Genomic DNA, 20,573 nt, shown 5'->3' with positions numbered 1-20,573 from the left:
CGCCGCTCTTGAACGGCCGATTCGTCATGCCCCCAAATCTTACCGTGAACACTGAGTTCTTGCCCAGCCTCGTCGGCCAAATCAAGCGCAGATTTCCGCCCGTCCCGCCTCACTGCAAGAGGGGCGTATCGCGGTCGTCACGAACGCTGAGGTGGGATGCGGTGGGCGTGTCGGATTGCGCGTGGGGCTTCCTCGCGCGGACGAGCAATTCCGGCACGCACGGTCAAGTCGCGCGGTCCTGATACCCCGATGCTGGTATCCAGCGCGATGCGCGCAAGCGCATTGCGCGACACGGTGGCCAAAAAGCCCGGCGCACCGAGGAGAATGCGAAGCAGCCGTTCAACCATCGCGCAGGGAAGGCCGGGTGTTCCGGCTCGTACCTGTGGTTCCTGCCGCCTGCATTTTTTCCGCAGGCGGGCCATGGGTGCGGCCAGCATCCGGCCTTCCCTGCGCCTCTTCGTTATCGGAGGCGATGCATGACGCATAGCTCGGGCGCAGATGCGCCGCGGGGATGCGCAGCCTTGTCTCAACCGCCATCGGCTCTTTGAAAAGTGAAATCCCGCCACCCCAAGCTCGTCATGGCCGGGCTTGTCCCGGCCATCCACGTCCGTCCTCGTGCGCGCCTCAAGCTGTGATCCTATCGTAGAGATCATCCCAGCTGGGATTGCTCGCAAGGATCAGTCCAACCTTCCAGGCGCGCGACCAATGCTTGATGTTGTGCTCCCGTTGGATCGCGCTCTGAATGTCGTCGAAGACTTCAAAGTACACCAATCGCTTCAAGCCATACCGCCTGGTGAAGCCATCAACCAAGCCGGATCGATGCTGAAAGACACGGCGCATGAGATCGCTGGTCACGCCGACATAGAGCGCACCGTTGGGACGATTAGTCATGAAGTACACGTAGCCGCCCGCCATCTCGCCATACTGCAAGACGTGGATGGCCGGGACAAGCCCGGCCATGACGGCGGAGAGAGCGGGCCACAAACTTCAACGAGGCCCCGGGGCTGCGGTCGCCCCCCGTCCCCCTACCGCCCCTTCTCCGCCCTGCTCAGAAGAAACACCCCCTGCTCGCCGAACATGTTCCAGAACCACCAGGGCATGGCGACGCGCAAGGGGCGGCCGTAACTATCAAGTGCGACGGCGCGCTCCATCTTGACGCCGATCTCGTCGCAGAGCTGCACGAAGTCCTTGATGGTGCAGAAATGGATGTTCGGCGTGTCGTACCAGGTGAAAGGCAGATTGTCGGTGCGCGGCATGTGGCCGCCGACCAGCAGCTGCAGCCGCAGCCGCCAGAAGCCGAAATTCGGGAAGGTGACGATGGCACGGCGGCCGATGCGCAGGAGATTTTCCAGCACCGTCTTGGGCCGCCGCGTCGCCTGCAGGGTCTGCGACAGGACCACGTAGTCGAACGCATCGTCGGGATAATCGACGAGATCGGTGTCGGCATCGCCCTGCACCACCGCGAGGCCCTTGGCGACACAATGGTTGACGCCCTCGCGCGACAGCTCGATGCCGCGGCCGTCGATGCCGCGGCTCTCCAGCAGCTGCAGCAGGTCACCGTCGCCGCAGCCGATGTCGAGCACCTTGGAGCCGCTCTCGACCATGCCGGCGATCAGGAGATGATCGGGCCGATAGGCCAGCACCTCGCCGCCGGAGAATCCGTTCAGCGGCAGCACACCCTGCATGCTCATGTCTCAGCCTCCCGTCACAGCCTTGAGGCCGCGCGCCTTGCCGGCGGAATCGAGAAAAGCGCTGGCGATCTCGAAGAACTCGGGGACGTCGAGCAGGAACGCGTCGTGCCCCCTGTCGGTCTCGATCTCGGCGAACGACACCCGCGCGCTGGACGCGTTGAGCGCATGCACCAGCGCCCGCGATTCCGAAGTCGGAAACAGCCAGTCGCTGGTGAAGGACACCACGCAGAAGCGGGTCTTGATGCCGCGGAACGCCGCCGCCAGCACGCCATCGTGGTCGCCGGCGATGTCGAAATAGTCCATCGCGCGCGTCAAATAGAGATAGGAGTTGGCATCGAAGCGCTCGACGAAGGACGAGCCCTGATAGCGCAGATAGCTCTCGACCTGGAAATCGGCGTCGAACGAGAACGTCGGCAACTCGCGGTCCTGCATGCGGCGGCCGAACTTGCGATGCAGCGCCGCGTCCGACAGATAGGTGATATGCGCGGCCATCCGTGCCACCGCGAGGCCGCGATGCGGATGAACGCCCTTGTCGCCGTAGCGGCCGTGGTCCCAGTCGGGATCGGCCATGACGGCCTGGCGGCCGAGCTCGTGGAAGGCGATGTTCTGCGCCGAATGCCGCGTCGCGCAGGCGATCGCGAGCGTGGCGAACACGCGCTGCGGATAGGCCACCGTCCATTGCAGCGCCTGCATGCCGCCCATCGAGCCGCCGACCACGGCGAACAGCGTGTCGATGCCGAGATGGTCGATCAGCATCGCCTGGGCGCGCACCATGTCGGGGATGGTGATGATCGGGAAATCGAGCCCCCAGACCTTGCCGGTCGCAGGGTTCAGCGAGGCCGGTCCGGTCGAGCCCATGCAGCCGCCGATCACGTTGGAGCAGATGATGAAATAGCGGCTTGGGTCGAGCGGGCGGCCGGGACCGACCAGCGTCTCCCACCAGCCGGGCTTGCCGGTGACCGGATGACGGTTGGCGACGTGCTGGTCGCCGGTCAGCGCGTGGCAGACCAGGACCGCGTTCGATCTGTCGGCGTTGAGCTCGCCATAGGTCTGGTAGGCGATCTGGAACGGCGACAGGTCGACGCCGCAATCGAGCCTGAGCGGCTTGTCGGCACCGAACTGCGCGACCAGCGAGCTCGGATGATCGACCTCGTGCGAGCGCTCTTCGGGCGCAATCGTGCGCAGCGCGGAGGTGGGTTTCGGCGTCAGGCCTGTCATGTCTCTCACCCCGGCCATCCGGCAAGGGCTCCCGAACCACGTGACACATCAGGCCATGAAAAACCCGGCCTGAACTGGGGTTCGGCCGGGATCGATAACGTCCCCGGCCTGTTTAGCGAGTTTTTTAACGTGGCTGCAAGCCGGCCGGCTCAAATGACCACGGAACGGGCAGAAACTAGTCCCGCGGGCGCTCCTCGTCAAGGCAAGCTCGGGTTGACCGCCGATCGGGCGCTCCATGGCTGCAGGTCAGCCAAGCCTAGGCAGCACGAGGTAAACTTGCTGTTGCGCACGTCCCCCGCATCGGAGAGAACGGCATCCGTTCCAGTCCGCCGCGCGTTGACCCGCGGCCTGCGAAGAGTGACCCTGCCCATGTCGACCCCGCCGCCAGCCCCTCCCTCGCTCGCCGATTTGCGCAAGGAGATCGACGCGATCGACGAGCAGGTCCATCAGCTGCTGATGAACAGGGCCGACATCATCGACCGGCTGATCAAGGTCAAGAAGACCCAGGAGGTCGGCTCGGCGTTCCGTCCGGCGCGCGAGGCCGACATGATGCGGCGCCTGGTGCAGCGCCATCGCGGCATCCTGCCGCTCGACACCGTCGAGGGCATCTGGCGCGTGATCGTCTCGACGTTCACTTACGTGCAGGCGCCGTTCTCGGTTCACGCCGACGTGTCGGTCGGCGAATCCGCGATGCGCGATTCCGCCAGGTTCCATTTCGGCTTCGTGGTGCCTTATGTCGCCCATTTCAGCGCCCAGGCCGCCGTCGAAGCCGTGGCGCGCTCGAAGGGCGATCTCGCGCTGGTGTCGACGACCTCGGGGCATACGCCGTGGTGGATCACGCTGGAGCCCGCGGGCGCGCCGAAGATCATCGCGCGGATGCCGTTCATCGAGCGTGCCGACCATCCGGCGGCGCTGCCGGTGTTCGCGATCTCGCGCGTCGCGGACGACGCGCTGGTGCTGGAGGTCGAGACCTGGAGCATCCGCGTCTCCGGCTGGAATGCGCAGGTGTCCCGCGCGCTGTCGCCGCTCGCCGACGTCATCGCGGTGCCCGATACCGCCTTCGACGGCGCGGCGCTGTTGGTGTCGATCGAGTCGCCGTCGAACCTCGACAAGATCAAGGCTGCCCTGATCGCGGCGGGCGCCTCGGTGCGCTCGACGGCCCTCGTCGGCGGCCATGCGAAACGCTATACGGTTCCCAACTGAGACGCCCCGCGCCAGTGATGATTTTCCGGAGTTGACGATGAACCGCCCCGTGCCGAATCCCGGCATCCTCGACATCGCGCCCTACACGCCGGGCAAGAGTCCCAAGCCGGAGCTTGGCCGCAAGGTGTTCAAGCTGTCGGCGAACGAGACTCCGTTCGGTCCTTCACCCAAGGCGATCGACGCCTTCAAGAGCGCGGCCACGCATCTGGAGGATTATCCGGAAGGCACCTCGCGGGTGCTGCGCGAGGCGATCGGCCGCACCTATGGCCTCGATCCCGGCCGCATCGTCTGCGGCGCCGGCTCCGACGAGATCCTGAATCTGCTGGCACACACCTTTCTCGGGCAAGGCGACGAGGCGATCTCCACCGCGCACGGCTTCCTGGTCTATCCGATCGCGACCATGGCCTGCGGCGCCAAGAACGTGGTTGCCGCGGAGACGGAATATCGGACCGACGTCGATGCGATCCTCAGCGCGGTGACGCCGCGCACCAAGCTGGTCTGGCTCGCCAACCCGAACAACCCGACCGGCACCTACATCCCGTTCGACGAGGTCAAGCGGCTGCGCGCCGGCCTTCCCTCGCATGTCGTGCTGGTGCTCGACGCCGCCTATGCCGACTACGTCTCGCGCAACGATTATGAGTTCGGGATCGAGCTGGTCGCCACGACCGAGAACACCGTCGTCACCCACACCTTTTCCAAGATCCACGGCCTCGCAGCGCTCCGCGTCGGCTGGATGTTCGGCCCGGCGCACATCGTCGATGCCATCAACCGCATCCGCGGGCCGTTCAACGTCTCCTCGCCCGCGATGCTCGCTGCGGTCGCCGCGATCGAGGACACCGCGCATCAGCAGATGTCGAAGGCACACACCGAGACCTGGCGCAACTGGCTCACCGAGGAGATCGGCAAGCTCGGGCTGAAAGTGACGCCGAGCGTCACCAACTTCATCCTGATCCACTTCCCGACCGACAAGGGCCGCACCGCGGTCGAGGCCGACGAATTCCTGACACGGCGCGGCCTCGTGCTGCGCGCGCTCGCCAACTACAAGTTGCCGAATGCGCTGCGCATGACGATCGGCACCGAGGAGGCCAATCGTCTGGTCGTCGAGGCTCTCAGCGAATTCATGAGGACGAAGTGAGCGTCGCGGGGAGATTTGAACGCGTCGCGCTGATCGGATTCGGCCTGATCGGCGGCTCGATCGCGCGCGCGGCGCGGCTGCAAGGCATGGCCGGCGAAATCGTCACCACGGCGCGTTCGGACAAGACCCGCGCCCGCGTGACCGAGCTCGGCATCGTCGACCGCGTCGTTGCGAGCAATGCCGAGGCGGTCAAGGATGCCGACCTCGTCATCCTCTGCATTCCCGTCGGCGCGTGCGGTCCCGTGGCCGAAGAGATCGCGCCGCATCTGAAGCCCGGCGCCATCGTCTCCGACGTCGGCTCCGTGAAGGGCGCCATCGTTCGCGACATGGCGCCGCACCTGCCGGCGCATGTTCATTTCGTACCGGCCCATCCGGTCGCCGGCACCGAGAATTCGGGACCGGACTCCGGCTTCGCCGAGCTGTTCATCAACCGCTGGTGCATCCTGACGCCGCCCGACGGTGTAGATGCCGACGCGATCGACCGTCTCCGCGCGTTCTGGGCCGCGCTTGGCGCCAAGGTCGAGATCATGACACCGGATCATCATGACCGCGTGCTCGCGATCACCAGCCACCTGCCGCATCTGATCGCATACACCATCGTCGGCACCGCCGACGAGCTGGCGCAGGTCACGGAGTCCGAGGTGATCAAGTTCTCCGCCGGCGGCTTTCGCGATTTCACCCGCATCGCCGCCTCCGACCCGACGATGTGGCGCGACATCTTCCTGAGCAACAAGGATGCCGTGCTCGACATGCTCGGCACCTTCACCGAGGACCTCTCCAAGCTGACGCGGGCGATCCGCCGCGGCGACGGCGATGCGCTGTTCGATCACTTCACCCGCACCCGTGCGATCCGCCGCGGCATCGTCGATATCGGCCAGGATTCGGCGGCGCCGGACTTCGGCCGGCCGCTGCCGCAGTTGAAGAAGCCCTGAAGGCTTCAGAACAGCGGTGGGACGCGGGCGACCTTGAACGGACCGAGCACCACGACCCCGTCGGCGAAGCGCAACGGGAAGGTCCGTGCCTTGCGCCCTTCGAGCGTGGCCTCCTTGCCGAGCGCATTGATGCCGAGCGCGACGCCGACATTGGCGTTCTGCTTGACGACCTTGCCGAGGCCGGGAATCGCGCGGTCGAGCGCACCGAGCAGGTTGTTGACGTCCTGCGACTTCACACCGGGCGCCACGCGATCGAGCGTCCCCTGCGGCACGCCGTTTTCGAGCATCTTGTCGAGACCGAGCGCCGGGATGACCTTTTCGATCCCCGCGACCGTCATCTGCACTTCGCCATCGATCCCGCCATTGGCGGTCAAGCTCAGCGTGCCCGCGGCGACCGCGAGCAATTCTCCCTGCTGGATGCGCGACTGGACGATCTCGACATGACCGCCCGCCGCCTGGATCTCGCGAAACCGCTCCGGCCAGGGTTTGGGCCTGAAGTCCTTGAGACCCGTGACGCGGGCCTGGACGTCGGTATTGAACGGTTCGGCAAGCAGAGGATGGCTGCCTTGGATGCTGCCGTTCGCGATCTGCAACGCAGTCTCCAGCACCGGATGGTCGGGCGGCGAGCCCTCGGCAACACGGCCGTGCAATTCGGCATGATCGGCGCGCGCGGCGGGCACCGCGGTGTTGCCCTCGATGCGGTCGATGGTCGGTTGTTCGAACACGAGGTCGGCGCGCTGCGGCGGCCCTGGCAGACCGCGGACACTGGCCTCACCGACGCGCCAGTTCACGGAGAACGAGGCCGGTCCGCGACCGTCGGCGATCATAGCGGGTCCCTTGAACTCCGCGATGACCCGCTTCGGGTCCCACACCTGTGCGACGACGAGAATCTCGTCGAGCTTGGCGTTCATCAAGGGCGTGCCGGCGGCCTGCGAAAACAGGGCTACGTTCGGATCCGTACAGCGGACCTCGAGCCGGAACGGAAAGCCGGCGACCGAGCGGTTCGCGCAATCGAAGACGCGGCCGGACTTCGCTTCCCGCGCACGCCAGGCGTCGGCCTGGACATCCACTTGCGAAGCGGCGAAGAACCAGAATGCGCTCCACGCGACGGCGGCAATCAGGAGCAGGACGGGAGCTATGAAAAGCCCCCAGCGAGAGCGCCTGCGCGGCGGTTGCGGCAAACGAGACATGCAGGACACCCTTTGGGCAGCAATTTTGGCAATTCGGCGATCACGGATTGTGTATCTAGATTAACAATTCGCGAGCACCACACTTAGGCCTCCGCATTGATGTCCGCAATGACCCTCTCCGAACGCGACCTTCCCCACGGCGACCTCTGGGTCTTCGGCTACGGCTCGCTGATGTGGCGACCCGGATTCGCCTTTCTCGAGCAGGTGCCGGCGCGGTTGATCGGCGAGCATCGCGCGCTCTGTGTGTATTCGTTCGTCCACCGCGGAACGCCGGAGAAGCCCGGCCTCGTGCTCGGTCTCGATCGCGGCGGCGCGTGTCGCGGCATTGCGTTTCGGGTGGCAGCAGACAAGCGCGACGATACCATCGCCTATTTGCGGGCGCGTGAGCAGGTGACCTCGGTGTATCGCGAAGTGACGCGCTCGGTATGGCTGGAGAACGACGCCCGCGAGCGGGTGAGCGCACTGGTCTACGTGGTCGATCGCGGCCATGTGCAATATGCCGGCCGGTTGTCGCCGCAGGAGCAGTTGCGCCATGTACGCCAGGGTCACGGCCAGTCCGGCGCCAATCGCGACTACGTGATCTCGACCGTGAAGGCGATCGAGGCGCAGGGCCTTCGCGACACGCAGTTGCATCGGCTCGCAACGATGCTGCACGATGACGGCCACTCGCTGCATCCTGCGCCGGAAGGTGCGCCACCATAGCGTCAAGCTTTCACCGCCGCCGCTATGCGGCCGAACAGCCGGGCCTGCTCGGCCTGCCCTGCGGCGACCAGCCGATTGGTGGCCTCCTCGATCACGCTTTGGATCCGTTGCATGAATTCATCGCGTGGCAGGCCCGGCGGCAGCGGATCAAGAAACTCCACCACAAGCGTGCCCGGATAGCGCAGGAATGTGCGACGCGGCCAGAACAGCCCTGAGTTCAGCGCCACCGGCAGGCACGGCACGCCGCAATCCGTGTAGATCAAGCCGACCCCGCCCTTGTAGTCCGGCGGTGCGCCCGCCGGGCGCCGCGTGCCTTCCGGAAAAATCACAAACTGACGGCCGTGCTTCACCTCCTCCGCCGCCCGCCGCATCACCTGCTTCAACGCGCGGGCGCCGGAGCTGCGGTCGATCGCGATCATGTCCGCCTTGACCAGATATTGTCCGAACAAGGGAATCCGCAGCAGCTCGCGTTTGAGAACGAAGAACGGCGCGTCGAAGAAATGCAGCAGCGAGATCGTCTCCCACATCGACTGATGCTTGGCGGCGACGATCAGCGGCCCCTTCGGGATCTTTTCGACGCCGCGATATTCGACGCGGATGTTGCAGACGACGCGCATCAACACGATGTTGCTCTGCGCCCACCAATTGGCGACGCGCAGCAGCGCCTTGCGGGGCATCGCCAGGGTCGGCAACGCAATCAGCGCCCAGAGCACGAAGTTCGGGTAGAACAGGATGTTGAACAGCAGCGAACGCAGGAAGATCGAGACCATCAGAAACCCAGTTCAATTGGCTTGCGCCGTCGTCGGTCGGCGCGCCACCGAGCCGGTTGGCGGATCGACCTCGGGCGCGAGATCGAGGCCGAGATCGGCCAGCCGCAGCCGCATCTCGGCGGCGACAAATTTGGCATATTCGGACAGCAGAAGTCGCAGCGTCGGCGCGCTGGTCCACCACGGCTCGTCACGCCATTTCTCGCCGACGACGGCGTACGGAATGAGATCCATGCTCGGCATCGCATGCGACAGTTCGACGATGGCCCGCGGCATGTGATAGTTCGACGTCACCACGATCAGCGACTTGAAGCCGCGCTCGCTGGCCCACCGCCGCGTCTGCGCGGCGTTGCTGCGGGTGTTGATCGCCGAATAATCCAGATCGACGCAGCAGTTGATGAATGATCGCGCCTCGGGCAGCGACCTGGTGATGTTGCTGGCCTCGTTGGTCGGGTGCACGCCGGAGATCAGCAGCCGCCGGCCATAGCCTCCCGCTAGGAGTTCCACCGCGTCCGACACGCGCGACGAGCCGCCGGTCAGGACCACGATTCCGTCCGCCTTGCGCTCGGGCTGGATCTCGGCACCGCGCAATTGCGAGAGGAAGCCGACGAAACCGACCGCGGCGACGAAGAAGCCGAGCCCGAGCGTCGCCACGGCGCCCGCGAGCGTCCGCCACACCGCCACGGTGAGCGGCAGCTTTCGCCTGCTATGGTCGGTCTCCGGCTCCATGCAACGCCTGGCTTGTCCTTGCCTGCCTGCGCGCGGCGCCATGCCGTCGCGCGATCCCGTCGTTCAAGTCCGGGAACGCAGGCAGGTTTCGCCGGCCTCCCGATCACGTTCGCTCGCCGCCGATCCTGGCGCGCGACCTCCGCCGTGTTCGTGACCCAGCTCACCCCGTCCTGCCTCACCCCGGCGCAGACGATTTTAGGCGGTTTTCGGGCCAAGTGAAATCCGCAACGAGATGGCTGGGGATAGAAGCCGCCATCAGTCGATGCTCGCCAGCGTCGTGAACAGGGTCCGGCGTGCGGCCCAGCCGGTCACCGCGGCGATCACGATGGCCTGCAGCGCGATCGCGACATAGCCGAGCGGGCGCAGCGAGAACGTCCCGAGCAATGCCGCAAACTGATCGCCGACGGGGGTGCCGGAGAACCAGTTGGCGATCGACTCCGAGAACCCGAATCCGAGCATCGCAAGGCCGCCGCCGATCACGCCCCCCTCCAGTCCGAGCTGCAAAAAGTGCCGCAGGAAGTGATTGGCGATGTAGCGGTCACCGGCGCCGACGAAATGCAGCACCTCGACGATCGGCCGGTTCGCGGCCATCGCACCGCGGGTCGCGAACGACACCGAGATGATGGTGGCCGCGATCACCAGCACGAGAATGCCGAAGCCTGCAAACAGGGTAGCACCGGTCATCGAGCGCATGCGCTCGATCCAGGCGCGGTGGTCATCCACGCTGGCGGTCGGCGCAACCTGGGTCACGCGGGCGCGCAGGGCGTTGAGATCGAAGCTGGTGCCGGGCTGGACGCGTGCGATGATGACGCGGGGCACCGGAAGCTCATCGAACGACAAGCCGCTGCCGAGCCACGGCTCCAGCAGCTTGCTCGATTCCTCCTTCGTGAATGGCCGGACCTCCACGATTCCGGACTGCGCCCGCATCGCCTCCGTCACCAGGGCAATGTCGCGCTCGAGATCCCGGCCGGTCTTGGGGCGAACCTGAACCGTGATCTCGCTCGCCACCTCCGACTGCCACTCGGCCGCGGACTCGCTGACCAGCAGCACGCCGCCGGTCGTGATCGAGGCCAGGAAGGTCATGATCGCCACCACGGCGACCAGCGCACGGCCCGCGATCGAGGCGCGCGGCACGATCGGCGACACGATGCGGGCCTGCGCCGGCAGTTGCGGGCGGTCGTCGCCGAGATCGACCAGGAGGCCGCGATCGTCTACGCTACTCATAGATGTGCAATCGTCCCTGATGCAGCACCAGCCGGCGGGCCTCGTATTGGTCCATCAGCGTGATGTCATGGGTTGCGATGATCACCGCCGTGCCCGAGCGGTTCAGTTCGATGAACAGCCGCAGCAGGCGGCGGCCGAGCGTCGGATCGACGTTGCCGGTCGGCTCGTCCGCGAGCAGCAGCTGCGGCCGCGAGATCACGGCGCGCGCGATCGCCGCGCGCTGCTTCTCACCACCCGACAGGATCGGTGGCAGCGCATCCATGCGCTCGCCGAGGCCGACCCATTTCAGGAGGTCGATGACCTCCTTGCGATAGCTTGACTCGTCGCGACCCATGACGCGAAACGGCAACGCCACGTTCTCATAGGTCGTCATGTGGTCGAGCAGCCGGAAGTCCTGCAGCACGATGCCGATGCGCTTGCGCAGATCGGCGATCTCTTCCTTGCTGAGCAGCGAGATGTCGTAGCCGAACAGATTGACCAGACCGCGGGTCGGCCGCAGCGACAGGAACAGCAGCTTCAGCAGCGAGGTCTTGCCGGCGCCCGACGGGCCGGTGAGAAACTGGAAGGAATGGGCAGGAATCTGGAAACTGAGGTCGCGGAGAATCTCCGGCCCCAATCCATAGCGCAGCCCAACATTTTCGAACCGAACCAAAGCGTCAGCTCCGTTCGACCGCGTGCGCGGCAGACCCGCACGCTCCAAGCTCAGCGGTACGATGGCCCGATTGAGCGCCCGTTATGGTTTCCGGTTCGTTAACGGTCGCCGTGTACCATTGGCGCGATTGAGTTCCGAAGTTCGTCGACATGGCGGTCCTTGTAGCACGAACTGTCGGAAACAAAGCGGCAATGGCCGTTGGAGAACAGGCGCGATGTTCATCGTTTGCCCTCATTGTACGACATCTTATGCCATCGACCTGGCAACCCTGGGTATGGCTGGCCGCAGCGTACGCTGTTCCCGTTGCAAGGAGGTCTGGCTGGCACGACCGGAGGATGCGGTCGAGGCGCCCGCCCCCATGCCTGCCATGGCGGAGGCCGGCGCGTCGGCCGCGCCCCGTGACGCCGCCGACGAGTGGGAAGCCCTCGCGCGCCAGGAAGACGACGACGAACGGACGCCCGATGTGGAAAGTCCGCCGCTGGCTGCCGGCTGGCCCGAGGATGCCCTCGCCGAGCCCGACGACGACACGGCCGATGCCGAGCAGCCGGCGCAGAGCGGGGCTTCGCGCCTCGCCGGTCTCCGCAAGCTCATCAGGCGCCCGACGTTGCCGGATTTCCCAGGCAATAAGCTGTTGAACCTGCCGGTGCTGACGGCCGCCATGGCGGCGCTCACGATTGCGCTCGTGGTGTGGCGCGCCGACGTCGTCAGGCTGCTGCCGCAGACGGCGTCGTTCTACAAGCTGGTCGGGCTCGAGGTGAACCTGCGCGGCCTGAACTTCAAGGACCTGAAGGTGGCGACCGAAACCGTCGACGGCAAGCCGGTGCTGGTGATCGAGGGAACGATCGTCAGCCTGACGAAGAAATCGGTCGATCTGCCGCGGTTGCGTTTCAGCGTCCGTGACGCGCAGGGCACCGAGATCTACGCCTGGAACACGCTGCTCGATCAGACCGCGCTCAAGCCCGGCGAGCGCACGACGTTCAAGTCGCGGCTCGCCTCGCCCCCTCCCGAAGGCCGCAATATCGATATACGGTTCTTCAACCGGCGCGACCTCGCCGCCGGCAGTGCATGATGGTTCCGGTCTCGCGGCTCTCTCGCGGGGCCCACGACACGGAGACGAAACGACATGTCGCGCGTGCTGATCGCCGACGACGAAGATTCGATGCGGACCTTGGTCGCGCGCGCCATTGCCATGGATGGACATGAGATCGTGACGGCGCAGGACGGTGCCGAGGCGCTCGACATCCTGACGCGCGAGGCCGGCGCCTTCGACCTGCTGCTGACCGACATCCAGATGCCCATCATGGACGGCATCGCGCTGGCGCTGTCGGCAGCACGCGATTTTCCCGATTTGACCATCCTGCTGATGACGGGCTTTGCCCATCAGCGCGAGCGGGCGTCGAATCTCAGCGCGATCGCACATGATGTCATCACCAAGCCGTTCTCGGTCGCCGATATCAGAACCGCGGTCGCCGACGCGCTGGCGTCGAAGGCGGGCAAGGCGTAGCGCGCCAACGATAATCCTCGACGTTGCTGCAGTCCGCGCTGTCATCCCTGCGAACGCAGGGATCCATAGCCACCGCCGCCGTTGAGGGACAAGACTGGTCCCACATCTCGCGCCATCACATCTCCCTGGGGGTATGGGTCCCGGGTCGGCACCACGCCGTCGCTTCGCGCCATCGCGGCTTGCCCGGGACGACAGCGATGGGTGCGATGGAGCGCGGACATGCCTGATGGGCTCGCGCCTGCGTAAAGGTCGCTGAAGGAACTGATCCTCTCTCCTCCGTCATTGCGAGCGCAGCGAAGCAATCCAGAATCCCTCTGCGGAGACCGTCTGGATTGCTTCGCTGCGCTCGCAATGGCGCTGGGGCGGCCGTCGGACGCCCCGCTCAGCTTCACGCGCTGAGCGCGCGCATCTCGGCATAGAGATCGGATTTGCCCTCGAAGCCGATGCCGGGGAGGTCCAGCATCGTGATGTGACCCTCGATGACCTTCACGCCGTCGGGGAAGCCACCATAGGGCTGGAACAGGTCGGGATAGCTCTCATTGCCGCCGAGGCCGAGGCCGGCGGCGATGTTGAGCGACATCTGGTGGCCGCCATGCGGGATGCAGCGTGACGGCGACCAGCCGTAGGTCCTGAGGACGTCGAGCGTGCGCAGATATTCGCACAGGCCGTAGGACAGCGCGCAGTCGAATTGCAGCCAGTCGCGATCGGGACGCATGCCGCCATAGCGAATGAGGTTGCGCGCGTCCTGGTGGCTGAACAGGTTCTCGCCGGTGGCCATCGGGCCGGGATAGAAGTCAGCCAGCGTCGCCTGCAGGTGATAGTCGAGCGGATCGCCCGCCTCCTCGTACCAGAACAGCGGATAGTCGCGCAGCATCTTGGCGTAGGCGATCGCGGTCTCCAGGTCGAAGCGGCCATTGGCATCGACGGCGAGCTGATGGCCGGGGCCGATTTCATCGAGCACGGCCTCGATGCGCTCACGGTCCTCATCGATCGGGGCGCCGCCGATCTTCATCTTCACGACATTGTAGCCGCGCTCGAGATAGCCGCGCATCTCGCGGCGGAGCGCCGAGAGATCCTTGCCGGGATAGTAGTAGCCGCCGGCAGCGTAGACGAAGACGCGCGGTTCGGCCTTGCGGCCGTGCCGCTCCGCGAGCAGACGGAACAGCGGCTTGTCGGCGATCTTGGCGACCGCATCCCAGATCGCCATGTCCAACGTGCCGACCGCGACCGAGCGCTCGCCGTGGCCGCCGGGCTTCTCGTTGATCATCATCGCCGCCCAGGCCCTGTCCGGATCGATGTTGTCCTTGCTGGCATCGAGCAACGATGTCGGGTCAGCTTCCAGGAGGCGCGCGCGAAAGCGCTCGCGGATCAAGCCACCCTGGCCGTAGCGGCCGTTGGAGTTGAAGCCGTAGCCGACGACCGGCCGTCCGTTGCGCTCGACATTGGTAATGACGGCGACGAGACTGGAGGTCATCTTGGTGAAGTCGATATAGGCATTGCGGATCGGCGATGAGATCGGCTTCGTCACCTCGCGGACGTCGACGATACGGACGGTCATGGTCATTCTCCTGGTCGGGGCCGCACGCGCCGCTCTACAGCGAGGCGCCTGCACAGATGGTGATGGTCTGTCCGGTGATGGCGCCCGCGTCCGGCGACAGCAGGAAGGCGGTGAGCGCGGCCACCTCCGCTGGATCGACGTAGCGCCCCATCGGCGGCAGCACCGGCGCGGTGCCCGCGCGGCTGGGATCGCGCAGGAACGGCGTGTCGGTCGCGGCCGGAGCGACGACGTTGACGGTGATCAGGCGCGGCGCCAGCTCGATTGCCCAGGAGCGCGCGAGGCCGGTGAGCGCGGCCTTGGTCGCTGCGTACTGGCTGCGCCCCGCCGCGCCATTGGCGGTGCGGCTGCCGATCAGGACGATGCGCCCGCCCTCCGTCATGTGCGGCGCGAGCGCATTGGCGAGCACCTCCGCCGCGCCGACATGGACGCGCCACATGCCTTCGCCGTTCTCACGCGTGAGTTCGCCGAGCCTTCCGACGCGCATGTAGCCGGCAGCATGAACGAGCGCAGTGACGACGCCGATGCCTGCGAGTCGCGCGACCAGCGCGTGCGGCTCGGCGAGATCAGCTTGCAGACTTCGAAAGCCCTCATGTGAGAACGCCGACGGCGCGCGGTCGATGCCCGTCACGCGCCAGCCGGCCGCCAGCAGGCGCTCGGCGATGGCGCGGCCGATGCCGGAGCTGGCTCCGGTCACCACCGCGTGGCGAAAACCGGAACTGCTGTCGTGATCCACTGTCATCCCTTGTACGCAGCCGCCTCGGCCTTGACCTTCACTGCATCGAAATTGTTGATCTTGTCGATCAGCTCATTGGTGTAGAGCGCATTGTAGTCCTTGATGTCGAGCCCGTTCATCGCGGCTTCGGTGCGGAACTCCTGCTCGTTGATCGCGCCCATCTTCGTATCAGCATAGGGCGGCGCGTAGAGCTTGATGCGGCGGCTGATCGACTGCAGCACGGCCTTCACGGCTTCGTCCTCGCTGGCGCCGCGCGGCGCCGTCTCCGGATAGAGCTTCAGGAACGCCCTGGCGCCGGCAGCGGGATTGGCGAGCAGGAACTGCGAGGCCTTGCAGACCGAGCGGCCGAAGCCGATCAGCAGATCCTTGTCCTTCTCGAACGTCTGGGGCATCGCCATCAGGAACTGGCCGCCGACCATCGGGATCGAGGTCGGACGCGGCAGGTAGCTCAGCTCGATGCCGGCCGCTTCGATCTGGCCAAAACCGGTGTCGAAATAGGCCAGCGCATCGACCACGCCGCGCTGCAGGGCGACGCCGGCCGGCGTGCCGTTGCCGACCGCGACCCAGCTCACGTCCTTGTCCGGATCGAGGCCGAGCGCCTTCAGCACATTCTTGGTCACCGGATATTCGGTGGCGCCAAAGTCCGAGACGCCGATCTTCTTGCCCTTGAGATCGGTGTAGCTCTTGAGCGCAGAGCCGGGCGGGACGGCGATGTCCCATTTGTAGGGGTAGGTGTACTGATAGAACATTTTCGCGCCGCCCCATTCATTTTTGGCGAGCAGCGGCAGCGCCGTCGAGGGCACGCCGACGCCGATCGCCACCGAGCCGCGATCGGTCGCGACCTGGACGTTGGCGTTGGTGCCGAGCGCCTGGACGTCGAGCGAAAAACCCTCCAGCGCATTGTAGCCGAGCGCCTCGCCGATCACGCAATTGATGACGGTGGCGTTGAGCGCCTTGAGGCCAACGCCGAAACGGATCTTTCTGACGTCGGCGGCCATCAGCCCGGCCGGAGCGCCGCTCATCAGCAACGCCGCTCCGGCGCTGCCCTTCAGGAATGACCTGCGCGAAACCATTCTTCGTTCCTCCCTGCTTCATTTTTTGCGGTTGGCGCCCCAGTGCACGACCTTGGCCTCGCACCAGCGCACGATCCCGTGCAGCACAATGCCGAGCACGCCGAGAATGATCAGCGCCGCGAACACGCCGGCGACATCGGAGACCGCCTGCGCCTGGGTGATGACGACGCCCATGCCGCGCTGCGCGCCGAGGAACTCGGCGACGATGGCGCCGAGCAGCGCATAGACCACGGCCATGTCGAGGCCGGCGAAGATGAAGGGCGCGGCGTTCGGCAGCTTGACGATGCGATAGGTCTCGAAGCGCGACGCCGACAGCGAGCGCATCAGGTCGATGCGCTCCGGCTCGACCGCGCGCAGGCCGGTGAAGCTGTTGATCAGCACCGGGAAGAACGACAGCAGCGCCGAGATCGCGATCTTGGAGCCGTCGCCGAAGCCGAACCAGATCACGATCAGCGGCGCGATCGCCACCTTGGGCAGGCTCTGCAGCGCGAACGCATAGGGCATCACGAGGCGCTCGATCGCTTCCACTTCCGCCATCAGCGAACCGATGACCAGGCCGAGCCCGACACCGATGGCGCAGCCGACCGCGGCATTGCTGAGCGTGCTCCACAACGGCAGGTAATAGCCGAGCGGGCTGGCCGGGCTGACCGCGAGCCCGGACCACAGCGCGCGGACGACGGCTTCGGGCTTCGGCAGGATGTAGGACGGAATGTTCAGCAGGTTGACCGCGGCAATCCAGCTCAGGATCAGCACCGCGAGGCCGATCCAGGCGATCGGCGATCCCAGGCGGATGCGGCGGCGCGGACTTGCGGGCTTCTGGGACACGGCTGAAACGGCGACGTTGGCGAGATCAGTCATGGCCGTGCTCCTGCGCATTGAGCAGTCCGCGGACTTCCCTGGCAAGCCGCGCATAGTCCGGATGCAACACGATGTCGTCGAACGTGCGCGGCCGCGGAATGGGCACGTGGAGATCAGCGAGGATGCGGCCGGGGCGGGCCGACATCACGATGACCCGGTCGGCGAGAAAGATCGCCTCGGAGATCGAGTGCGTGATCAGCAGGATGGTCTTGCGGTTCTCCTGCCAGATCCGTTGCAGCTCGAGGTTCAGGCGCTCGCGCGTCAGCGCATCGAGCGCGCCGAAGGGCTCGTCCATCAACAGGATCTCGGGATCGCGCGCCAGCGCGCGGCAGATGCCGGCGCGCTGCTGCATGCCGCCGGACAGCTCATAGGGATATTTGTCGCCGAAATCGGCAAGGCCGGTCACGGCGAGCAGACGATCGATGCGGTCGCCGGCCGGCGCATGCTGGCCGCCGACGCGCAGCGGCAGCCCGACATTGTCGCGCACCGTCATCCACGGCAGCAGATTGGCCGCCTGGAACACGACGCCGACCTTGCGCGAGGGACCGGCGACGTGCTCGCCATCGAGCAGCAGCCGGCCGTCGCTGTAACTATCAAGCCCCGCGAGCAGACGCAGCAGGGTGCTCTTGCCGCAGCCGGAGGGGCCGACGACGCAGACGAACTCGCCCGGCTTGATGTCGAGCGAGATCCGGCTCAGCGCATGGACGGCCGCGCCCGAGGCCGAGACGTAGGTCTTCGACAGCTGCTCGATCGCAATCAGCACATCGTCCGGCGCGGCGGCACGCCGTGGCGCATTGTCGACATCCATCATCAGCATGAGCGTCCACCCGGAATGTTATTCGTTGTCGTCTGGAGTGACGGCCGGGCCACACCCGACCGTCGCTTGTCGATCAATCAGGCCGCAGCCTGCACCGTCAGACCGGCAGCCGCGACCGCGGCGCGGATCGCGGCCATCTCCTCGGCGCTGGGCGCATGGGTCGGCGGGCGCACCGTGGCGTCGCGGATGACGCCGGCGACCTGCATCGCCGCCTTCATGCGGCCATGCGCCTCGCCGGTCGGCTCGCCGCCGCCATAGACGGCGTCCTTCAGCGGATCGATCATGCCCTGCAGCTTCATCGCAAGCTTGAGGTCGCCGGCGGTGACGGCCGCGAACAGATCGTAGATCAGATCCGGAATCAGCGAGGCGAAACCGACCAGCGCGCCGTCGACGTCCTGCACCATCGACGCCAGCAGATATTCGTCGTGGCAGGTCAGAAGCGCCTTGTGCGGCGCCGCCGCACGGATCGCCTTGAGGTCGCGGGCGTATTTGTTCATCTCGCGGGTGCCGATCTTGAAGGCCTGGACATGATCGAGACGGGCGAGCTCGGCGAGCAGCTCGGACGAGAACGAGGCGCGCGTCCAGGCGGGATAGACGTGCACGATCAGCGGCAGCCTGGTCGCCTCGCCGATCGCGCTGAAATAATCCAGGCAGTGCTCGCGCTTGAAGCCGAAGCGCAGCCAGTGATGCGGCGGCATGATGTCGAGCGCGGTGGCGCCGGCCTCTTTCGCCATCAGCGCATGCTCGATGCCGTCCTTGATGCCTTCGCACACGACAGAAGAAATGGTCGGACAGATGCCGGTGAGTGCCTTGGCGACGATGCGCGTCACCTCGGCGCGCTCCTTCGCGGTGAGGCTGAACACCTCGCCGGTGTGGCCGTTGGTCATGATGCCGACGATGCCGCGGCGCTTGCCGAGCCAGGCCGCGTAGCGCGACAGCTCGGCCTCATCGATCGAATGGTCGGCGTTGAAGGGGACGGCGATCGCCGGGATGATCCCCTTGAAGTTGGTCATGACGCTCATGCTTGCTCCTGTTTCGTCACATCGATGTTCATCGTTTCGAGACCGTCGCGGTCGCCCCGCCCATCGCCTCCAGAGCCCGCGACAGCTGGGCGGCCGCTCTGAGCAGCGGCGCCACGCCGAGCCGCTCGAAGTCGTCCGCCGTGATGCGCATGGTGGGCGCAGCGATGCTGATCGCCGCGAGCGGAATGCCGTCGCGATCGATGACGGGTGCCGCGAGCACGCACAGCCCGGGCGCATTTTCCTGATTTGACAGCGCGTAGCCGGCCGCCTTCACCTGACGCAGACGCTGCAGCAGCGCGTCGAGCTCGGTGATCGTGGTCTCGGTGCGCTTGATGCGCGGCTGCGCCTCCAGCACCTCGATCTGCGTCTCGACCGGCAGCAGCGCGAGAATGGCCTGGCCGACCGCGGTCGAATAGACCGGCGCCCGGCTGCCGATGCGGACATCGACGCCGAGCCTGACGAGGCCGGCCTGGATGCGCTCGACATAGACGATGTCGCTGCCGTCGAGCACGGCGAGCGAGGCGGCCTCGTTCATCTCGCCGACGAGGCTGCGCAGGATCGGGCGCGCCTGAGTCCGCAGCTCAGAGCGAGCGATCGCGTTGAAGCCGAGGTCGAGACATTTGAGCGTGAGGCGAAAGCGCCTGGTGTCGCCGACCTTCTCGACATAGCCGAGCATCACGAGCGTGTTGAGCAGGCGGAACGTGGTGCCCCTGTCGAGGGCGGCGCGGCGCGCGACGTCGGCGAGCACCAGCTCGGGCTCCTCGCTGGTGAAGGCGTTCAGCACCTGAAAGCCCTTGGCCAGCGACTGCACGACGCTTTTCCCAGCCTTGCTGTCCTCGTCCACTTGGAGGCTCCGACGTTTCCTGACTGACGCCGGCCTTGGCGACCGGCATTTTGATTTGCTATAGTTCGGATTGCGAACTATAGTTCGTATATTAGAATGCGCATAGCCGCTTCTGTCAAGCGCGCTCGCACGCCGCATGCGCGCACGGCTTGAAATCTGCGCAGCCGGCATGATCTCTCCCTGAGGGCCGCGACATCTCGCGGCCTTTTTCAGGAGTCCGGCGTGAGCGTTGCATTCACCAAGGAAGAGAGCGCCGAGACGGCCGCCGAAACGCAGCTACCCGACCGGCCGGTCTCGCCGCATCCGAACCTCGTCACCGAGGCGGGACTCAAGGCGCTCGAGGAGCAGTTGCGCGAGGCGCAGGCGGCGTTTGAAGCGGCGCAGGGGATCGAGGACGTGAATGAACGGCGACGGGAGTCGGCGCTGCCGCTGCGCGACGCCCGCTACTTTGCAGCGCGCGTGCGGACCGCGCAGGTGATGCCGGCGCCGACATCGACGGAGCAGATCGCGTTCGGCAGCACCGTGACGTTCAAGCGCGGCGACGGCCGCGTGCAGACCTACACGATCGTCGGCGAGGATGAGGCTGACCCGAAGCGCGGCATGATCTCGCACGTCTCGCCGGTGGCTCGCCTGCTGATGGGCAAGTCGGCCGGCGACGTCGTCGAGGTTACCGGACAAGAGCTGGAGATTCTCACGATCGCCTGAGGCGGTACCCATCACG

At 66.1% G+C, this 20,573-nt stretch carries 22 protein-coding genes and 1 riboswitch; of the genes, 7 read left to right on the top strand and 15 right to left on the bottom strand.

Annotated elements, in window-relative coordinates; genetic code table 11:
* Positions 1-624 precede the first annotated feature (624 nt).
* From QX132_RS32010 to QX132_RS32000, 3 genes are all read right to left on the bottom strand, one after another.
* Positions 625-960, bottom strand: a complete 336-nt coding sequence (locus QX132_RS32010) for a GIY-YIG nuclease family protein (protein ID WP_316163756.1) — start codon at positions 958-960, stop codon at positions 625-627.
* 65 nt (positions 961-1,025) lie between these two features.
* A complete protein-coding gene (gene metW / locus QX132_RS32005) occupies positions 1,026-1,691 on the bottom strand; it encodes a methionine biosynthesis protein MetW (protein ID WP_315736241.1) in 666 nt (221 codons plus the stop codon).
* Between the two features lie 3 nt (positions 1,692-1,694).
* Complete coding sequence (locus QX132_RS32000) at positions 1,695-2,909, bottom strand: homoserine O-acetyltransferase (RefSeq protein ID WP_316163755.1); 1,215 nt, start codon at positions 2,907-2,909, stop codon at positions 1,695-1,697.
* Between the two features lie 91 nt (positions 2,910-3,000).
* A riboswitch (SAM riboswitch) is annotated at positions 3,001-3,080 on the bottom strand.
* A gap of 198 nt (positions 3,081-3,278) precedes the next feature.
* On the opposite strand from QX132_RS32000, the gene QX132_RS31995 reads away from it, so the two are divergent.
* The 3 genes from QX132_RS31995 to QX132_RS31985 are packed head-to-tail and all read left to right on the top strand — an operon-like array spanning position 3,279 to position 6,179.
* Positions 3,279-4,112: a chorismate mutase gene (locus QX132_RS31995; protein WP_316163754.1), complete on the top strand. Its 834-nt coding sequence runs from the start codon at positions 3,279-3,281 to the stop codon at positions 4,110-4,112.
* 37 nt (positions 4,113-4,149) lie between these two features.
* Entirely contained in the window at positions 4,150-5,247 is a 1,098-nt protein-coding gene (gene hisC / locus QX132_RS31990) for a histidinol-phosphate transaminase (protein ID WP_316163753.1), read from the top strand.
* On the top strand, positions 5,244-6,179 hold the full coding sequence (locus QX132_RS31985; protein WP_316163752.1) for a prephenate/arogenate dehydrogenase family protein: 936 nt from the start codon (positions 5,244-5,246) through the stop codon (positions 6,177-6,179). The genes hisC and QX132_RS31985 overlap by 4 nt, the downstream gene beginning before the upstream one ends.
* 5 nt (positions 6,180-6,184) lie before the next feature.
* On the opposite strand, the gene QX132_RS31980 is transcribed toward QX132_RS31985, so the two are convergent.
* Entirely contained in the window at positions 6,185-7,369 is a 1,185-nt protein-coding gene (locus QX132_RS31980) for a DUF2125 domain-containing protein (RefSeq protein ID WP_316163751.1), read from the bottom strand.
* A gap of 99 nt (positions 7,370-7,468) precedes the next feature.
* Between QX132_RS31980 and QX132_RS31975 the strand changes: the two genes are divergently transcribed.
* Positions 7,469-8,071 carry a gamma-glutamylcyclotransferase gene (locus QX132_RS31975; RefSeq protein WP_410051307.1) on the top strand — a complete coding sequence of 201 codons (603 nt, stop codon included), beginning with the start codon at positions 7,469-7,471 and terminating at the stop codon, positions 8,069-8,071.
* Between the two features lie 2 nt (positions 8,072-8,073).
* Here the strand turns inward: QX132_RS31975 and QX132_RS31970 are convergent, their stop codons facing one another.
* The 4 genes from QX132_RS31970 to ftsE form a co-directional block, all read right to left on the bottom strand.
* Positions 8,074-8,841: a lysophospholipid acyltransferase family protein gene (locus QX132_RS31970; RefSeq protein ID WP_315755963.1), complete on the bottom strand. Its 768-nt coding sequence runs from the start codon at positions 8,839-8,841 to the stop codon at positions 8,074-8,076.
* Between the two features lie 12 nt (positions 8,842-8,853).
* Positions 8,854-9,567: a YdcF family protein gene (locus QX132_RS31965; RefSeq protein WP_315736233.1), complete on the bottom strand. Its 714-nt coding sequence runs from the start codon at positions 9,565-9,567 to the stop codon at positions 8,854-8,856.
* Positions 9,568-9,822: 255 nt separating this feature from the next.
* Positions 9,823-10,791 (bottom strand): ABC transporter permease, encoded by a 969-nt coding sequence (locus QX132_RS31960; RefSeq protein ID WP_315736232.1) that lies wholly within the window; start codon positions 10,789-10,791, stop codon positions 9,823-9,825.
* Complete coding sequence (gene ftsE, locus QX132_RS31955; protein ID WP_006615648.1) at positions 10,784-11,443, bottom strand: cell division ATP-binding protein FtsE; 660 nt, start codon at positions 11,441-11,443, stop codon at positions 10,784-10,786. The genes QX132_RS31960 and ftsE overlap by 8 nt, the downstream gene beginning before the upstream one ends.
* A gap of 214 nt (positions 11,444-11,657) precedes the next feature.
* On the opposite strand from ftsE, the gene QX132_RS31950 reads away from it, so the two are divergent.
* Together QX132_RS31950 and QX132_RS31945 are read left to right on the top strand one after the other, a co-directional pair.
* The gene (locus QX132_RS31950; protein WP_316163758.1) at positions 11,658-12,512 is read left to right on the top strand and encodes an MJ0042-type zinc finger domain-containing protein; all 855 of its coding nucleotides are present in this window, start codon (positions 11,658-11,660) and stop codon (positions 12,510-12,512) included.
* 54 nt (positions 12,513-12,566) lie between these two features.
* On the top strand, positions 12,567-12,947 hold the full coding sequence (locus tag QX132_RS31945) for a response regulator (RefSeq protein ID WP_315736231.1): 381 nt from the start codon (positions 12,567-12,569) through the stop codon (positions 12,945-12,947).
* A gap of 388 nt (positions 12,948-13,335) precedes the next feature.
* On the opposite strand, the gene QX132_RS31940 is transcribed toward QX132_RS31945, so the two are convergent.
* The 7 genes from QX132_RS31940 to QX132_RS31910 all read right to left on the bottom strand — a co-directional run bounded on the left by QX132_RS31940 (position 13,336) and on the right by QX132_RS31910 (position 19,852).
* The gene (locus QX132_RS31940) at positions 13,336-14,505 is read right to left on the bottom strand and encodes a mandelate racemase/muconate lactonizing enzyme family protein (RefSeq protein ID WP_316163749.1); all 1,170 of its coding nucleotides are present in this window, start codon (positions 14,503-14,505) and stop codon (positions 13,336-13,338) included.
* Positions 14,506-14,539: 34 nt separating this feature from the next.
* Entirely contained in the window at positions 14,540-15,244 is a 705-nt protein-coding gene (locus QX132_RS31935) for an SDR family oxidoreductase (protein ID WP_316163748.1), read from the bottom strand.
* Entirely contained in the window at positions 15,241-16,311 is a 1,071-nt protein-coding gene (locus QX132_RS31930; RefSeq protein ID WP_315778293.1) for an ABC transporter substrate-binding protein, read from the bottom strand. Before QX132_RS31930 ends, QX132_RS31935 begins: the two co-directional genes overlap by 4 nt.
* Before the next feature lie 18 nt (positions 16,312-16,329).
* On the bottom strand, positions 16,330-17,169 hold the full coding sequence (locus QX132_RS31925; RefSeq protein WP_315778292.1) for an ABC transporter permease: 840 nt from the start codon (positions 17,167-17,169) through the stop codon (positions 16,330-16,332).
* The gene (locus QX132_RS31920; RefSeq protein WP_315778291.1) at positions 17,162-17,986 is read right to left on the bottom strand and encodes an ABC transporter ATP-binding protein; all 825 of its coding nucleotides are present in this window, start codon (positions 17,984-17,986) and stop codon (positions 17,162-17,164) included. Before QX132_RS31920 ends, QX132_RS31925 begins: the two co-directional genes overlap by 8 nt.
* 77 nt (positions 17,987-18,063) lie before the next feature.
* The gene (locus tag QX132_RS31915) at positions 18,064-19,008 is read right to left on the bottom strand and encodes a dihydrodipicolinate synthase family protein (protein WP_316163747.1); all 945 of its coding nucleotides are present in this window, start codon (positions 19,006-19,008) and stop codon (positions 18,064-18,066) included.
* A 28-nt stretch (positions 19,009-19,036) separates the two neighbouring features.
* On the bottom strand, positions 19,037-19,852 hold the full coding sequence (locus QX132_RS31910; RefSeq protein WP_316163746.1) for an IclR family transcriptional regulator: 816 nt from the start codon (positions 19,850-19,852) through the stop codon (positions 19,037-19,039).
* Between the two features lie 222 nt (positions 19,853-20,074).
* On the opposite strand from QX132_RS31910, the gene greA reads away from it, so the two are divergent.
* Positions 20,075-20,557 carry a transcription elongation factor GreA gene (gene greA, locus QX132_RS31905; RefSeq protein ID WP_316163745.1) on the top strand — a complete coding sequence of 161 codons (483 nt, stop codon included), beginning with the start codon at positions 20,075-20,077 and terminating at the stop codon, positions 20,555-20,557.
* The last annotated feature ends 16 nt before the right edge of the window (positions 20,558-20,573 follow it).

Source organism: Bradyrhizobium sp. SZCCHNRI20481 (assembly GCF_032485055.1).
Classification (GTDB): Bacteria; Pseudomonadota; Alphaproteobacteria; order Rhizobiales; family Xanthobacteraceae; genus Bradyrhizobium.
The sequence above is the reverse complement of the archived record's forward strand: the minus strand, read 5'-3'. Positions and strand labels throughout refer to the sequence as shown.